The organism is Thomasclavelia sp. (genome assembly GCF_017889095.1).
GTDB lineage: Bacteria > Bacillota_I > Bacilli_A > Erysipelotrichales > Coprobacillaceae > Thomasclavelia.
Genome location: NZ_JAGHEW010000283.1, coordinates 1 through 4,018, shown reverse-complemented (window position 1 = coordinate 4,018; position 4,018 = coordinate 1). Strand labels below are relative to the sequence as shown.

5 protein-coding genes are annotated in these 4,018 nt (G+C 30.8%); 4 read left to right on the top strand and 1 reads right to left on the bottom strand.

Translation table 11 applies throughout. The annotated features are described in order from the left end of the window. Positions 1 to 249, bottom strand: a 249-nt coding sequence (locus J7M77_RS12565) for a PTS glucose/sucrose transporter subunit IIB (protein ID WP_296879086.1), incomplete at its 3' end; no start/stop codon positions are given. 162 nt (positions 250 to 411) lie between these two features. Between J7M77_RS12565 and J7M77_RS12560 the strand changes: the two genes are divergently transcribed. From J7M77_RS12560 to J7M77_RS12545, 4 genes are all read left to right on the top strand, one after another. Then, entirely contained in the window at positions 412 to 1,164 is a 753-nt protein-coding gene (locus tag J7M77_RS12560) for a MurR/RpiR family transcriptional regulator (RefSeq protein WP_296879084.1), read from the top strand. Positions 1,165 to 1,233: 69 nt separating this feature from the next. After that, on the top strand, positions 1,234 to 2,082 hold the full coding sequence (locus tag J7M77_RS12555; RefSeq protein WP_296879082.1) for a MurR/RpiR family transcriptional regulator: 849 nt from the start codon (positions 1,234 to 1,236) through the stop codon (positions 2,080 to 2,082). Between the two features lie 129 nt (positions 2,083 to 2,211). Then, positions 2,212 to 3,114 (top strand): 1-phosphofructokinase, encoded by a 903-nt coding sequence (gene pfkB, locus J7M77_RS12550; RefSeq protein WP_296879079.1) that lies wholly within the window; start codon positions 2,212 to 2,214, stop codon positions 3,112 to 3,114. Between the two features lie 13 nt (positions 3,115 to 3,127). Then, the coding region (locus J7M77_RS12545; protein WP_296879077.1) for a fructose PTS transporter subunit IIA at positions 3,128 to 4,018 on the top strand (891 nt) is incomplete at its 3' end.

Sequence of the window (4,018 nt, the reverse complement as noted above, 5' to 3'; positions counted from 1 at the left end):
TTTTAGATCATAATCTTTAACGACCCGTTCATAAACAGGAATTAAATTTTGCCCTAAGATAACCATATATTGACCACCGGCATAAATAACTCCCAAAACACCATCTAAATTTTCTAAAACTTCTTTATTAGCTTTTGAGACATCTTTTAGATTAAATCTTAATCTAGTCATACAATGTGAAACGATATCAATGTTGTCTTTGCCACCGACATTACTAACGATATCAGCAGCTAATTGTTTGTAATCCATAAATATTCTCCTTTTTGTCATTTTTTACAAATCATCATGATAATTTTTACAAGATTATCTTAACTCTAATTGAAAGCGTTGTCAATTACTTTTGATAAAATTATTATATTATTTTGACAATTTTATCAAAATATTCTAAAATAAAATAAAGGAGATGAGAACATGGATCTATTAAAACTAATTGAACTGCATAAAAATGATTTTTCCAAGACCGAATTAAAAGTATATGATTATATCATTAATAATTTAGAAAATATCGAAACATATACAATATCAAAGATAGCTGCTCAAAGTGATACTTCTACTTCAGCGGTATTACGTTTTTGTCAGGTTTTAGGTTTTAAAGGCTATAAAGATTTTCGTTTTGCCACCATTAATTATTTACATGAACATATTGAAGAAAAAGACAGTAATGATTTATTTGATCAGTTAACTAATGAATATGTAAAAACAATTGCCCAGTTTACAAAGATTGATCGAAAAACTGTCGAAAAATTAATTAATGACTTAAAAGAAAGCAAGATGGCATATATTTTAGGAATTTATTATTCATCTTTGCCATGTCGCCAATTAAAAGCGGGCTTAATGGATTTAGGGATCATGGCTTATAGTGGCCATGATTTTATGGAAATTAGTCATTTAAGTAATACGATCAAAGAAGATGCCACCGTAGTTTTTTTCTCAGTTTCGGGAGCTCAGGCCAATTTTAATCGTGCGTTAACATCATTAGAAAATAATTTACCAGAAAAATCTTATTTAATTACCATGAATCCTAATAGTCAGTTAATTAATTTATTTAAAAATACAATTGTTTTACCAGGCAATTCTTTAACAAAACAATCAATTGTTGATTGTGAATCAATCTTCATGATTTTTGTCGAAATGTTATTAAATTTATTGCATAATAGTTTTTAAGAAAAATATTTTAATAACTTGTAAGATTGTGAAAAATGTTTTAATATATAATTAAAACGAGGTGATTAAATGGAAAAAACAGTAATGGATACAATTTGTTCATCATTTGATAACTTTTTCGATTCCGAAAAAAAGATCGCTAAATATATTATTAATCATTATGATCAGGTTGTTGATATGACAGTTGGGCAGTTAGCTAAAGCTAGCGGTTCTAGTGAAGCATCAGTATCCCGGTTTTGTAAAAAGATTGGAGTTAAGGGATTCCATCATTTAAAAATATCTTTAGCTAAAGAAATGGTGGAATCGGATATAAATGAAGGAAGTGTTTCTAATAACATTTCTTTTGATGAAATTAGCCAGTCATTACAAAATATTTTAGTTAATAAAATCGAAGAATTAAAACAGACTGTTTCAATGATGGATAATGATCAATTACCAATAATCTTACAAAAAATTTTAAAGGCACGCAGTGTCCAGTTTGTTGCAGTTGGTAACACGATTCCCGTAGCTATTGATGGAACTTTTAAGTTTAATCAAATTGGAATTTCTGCAATATCTTCAACGATTTGGGAAAATCAGATTGGTTATATTTATAATATGAATGATCAGGATGTCGTTATTGCTATATCTAACTCCGGAGAATCAAGAGGCGTGATTACCGCTATCAAAGCAGCCCAGGAAGTCGGAGCGACAACAATTTCGATTACCAATAATGAAAATTCAACGGTGGCTAAAGCAAGTGATTTTCATATTACGACAGCTACTCGTGAAAAATTATTTCTTGACGGTTATTGTTTTTCAAGAGTATCGGCAACTACTGTAATTGAGATATTGTATTTATTTTTAACTTCAATGAACAAAAATGCTTATAAAAGCATTGCTCGTCATGAAAATGCAATTGCTGGAGATAAATTTTAGGACTTTTGAGTCCTTTTTTTTATTTTGACAAAAGAAATAAATTTTCATAAAAAATATATTGACGAAAATTAAACATCGTAGTATAGTATATTCATGAAAGATAATTTCATATAAAAAGGAGGCATGAAAATGATATACACAATCACGATGAATCCAGCCTTAGATTATGTTGTCGACTTACCAGAGTTTAAAACGGGAACAGTTAACCGGGCTAGTCAAGAACATATCTTTTATGGCGGTAAAGGAATTAATGTGGCAGTTGTATTAAAAGAATTAGGTTTTTCAAGTTGTAATTTAGGATTTATTGCTGGCTTTACGGGGAAGAAATTTAAACGGGGAGTTGAAGCCATGAAAATTGAATCCGATTTTATCGAAGTAGAAAAGGGTCTAACAAGAATCAATGTCAAGATTCATAGCCAACAGGAAACGGAATTAAATGGCTTAGGTCCGATAATTGATGAAACAGCCTTAAAACAATTATTTAAGCAGTTAGAGCAGTTACAGGCAAATGATGTTTTGATTCTTTCTGGTAGTGTACCGGCATCACTTGATCAAAATATCTATCAAGAAATTATCAAATATGTAAGTGAAAAAGAAGTAAAAGTGGTTGTTGATGCAACTGGGGATTTATTAGTAAAAACTTTGAAATATCGACCATTTTTAATTAAACCAAATAACCATGAATTAGCACAAATATTTAATGTCGAATTAACTTCAATTGAAGAAACAATCAAATATGCTTACAAATTACAAGAAATGGGAGCTGTAAATGTATTAATTTCAATGGCTAAAGATGGCTCATTACTAATTGATGAACATGGTAAATGTCATCGCATGGGTGTTTGTCAAGGAACGGTAAAAAATTCAGTCGGTGCAGGTGATTCAATGGTAGCGGGATTTGTAGCTGGCTGTTTATTAAATTATGATTATCTAGAAACTTTAAAATTAGCGACAGCTTGTGGTGGAGCTACAGCCTTTAGTCATGGCTTAGCTACAAAAGATAAAATAGATGAATTAATTAAACAATTATAAGGGGGAAATAAAAGTGAAAATTACTGAGTTATTAGATGTAAAAAGTATTGCTTTAAATGTTGAACTAGCTTCAAAAGAAGCAACAATTGATTATTTAGTTGATTTAATGGCTAAATCAGGCAAAATTAGTGATAAAAAAATCTATAAAGAAGGTGTTTTAGCTAGAGAACAGCTAACAACAACGGGAATTGGTGAAGGAATTGCGATTCCGCATGCCCAAAATAAAGCAGTAAAAAAAGCAGGTTTGGCGGCAATTACGATCAAAAATGGAGTAGATTATGATTCATTAGATAATAAACCAGTTTATTTATGCTTTATGATTGCCGCTCCTGAAGATGGTGGTAATATCCATTTACAAGCTTTAGCTAAATTATCAGCGTTATTAATGAACGAAGAATTTAGAACAAAATTAATCAATGCTTCAAGCAATCAAGAATTTTTAGAAATTATCGATCAAGAAGAATTAAAAAAAGACCAGGAAGAAACAGTTATTGAAAAAGGGTATCGTGTTTTAGCGGTAACTGCCTGTCCAACTGGAATTGCCCATACTTTTATGGCAGCCGAAAATCTAACTAAAGCCGGTCAAAAAATGGGCTATCCGTTAAAAGCAGAAACCAATGGTCAAGATGGGGCTAAAAATGTTTTAACCGCAAAGGAAATTGAAGAAGCTGATGGAATCATTATTGCAGCCGATAAAAATGTGGAAATGGCGCGTTTTGATGGAAAACCAGTTTTAACTGTCAGTGTAACTCAGGGGATCCAAAAACCAGAAGAATTAATTGAAAAAGTTATTAATCATCAAGTTCCAATTTATCATCATGATGGTCAAAATGACGAAATCCAAAATAATGAAAGTGCAGGTCGTTCCATTTATAAACATTTGATGAATGGTGTTAGTCACATG

Coding starts and splice junctions, on each gene's coding strand:
- J7M77_RS12560 (WP_296879084.1), top strand. CDS start 412: ATGGATCTATTAAAACTAATTGAACTGCATAAAAATGATTTTTCCAAG.
- J7M77_RS12555 (WP_296879082.1), top strand. CDS start 1,234: ATGGAAAAAACAGTAATGGATACAATTTGTTCATCATTTGATAACTTT.
- pfkB (WP_296879079.1), top strand. CDS start 2,212: ATGATATACACAATCACGATGAATCCAGCCTTAGATTATGTTGTCGAC.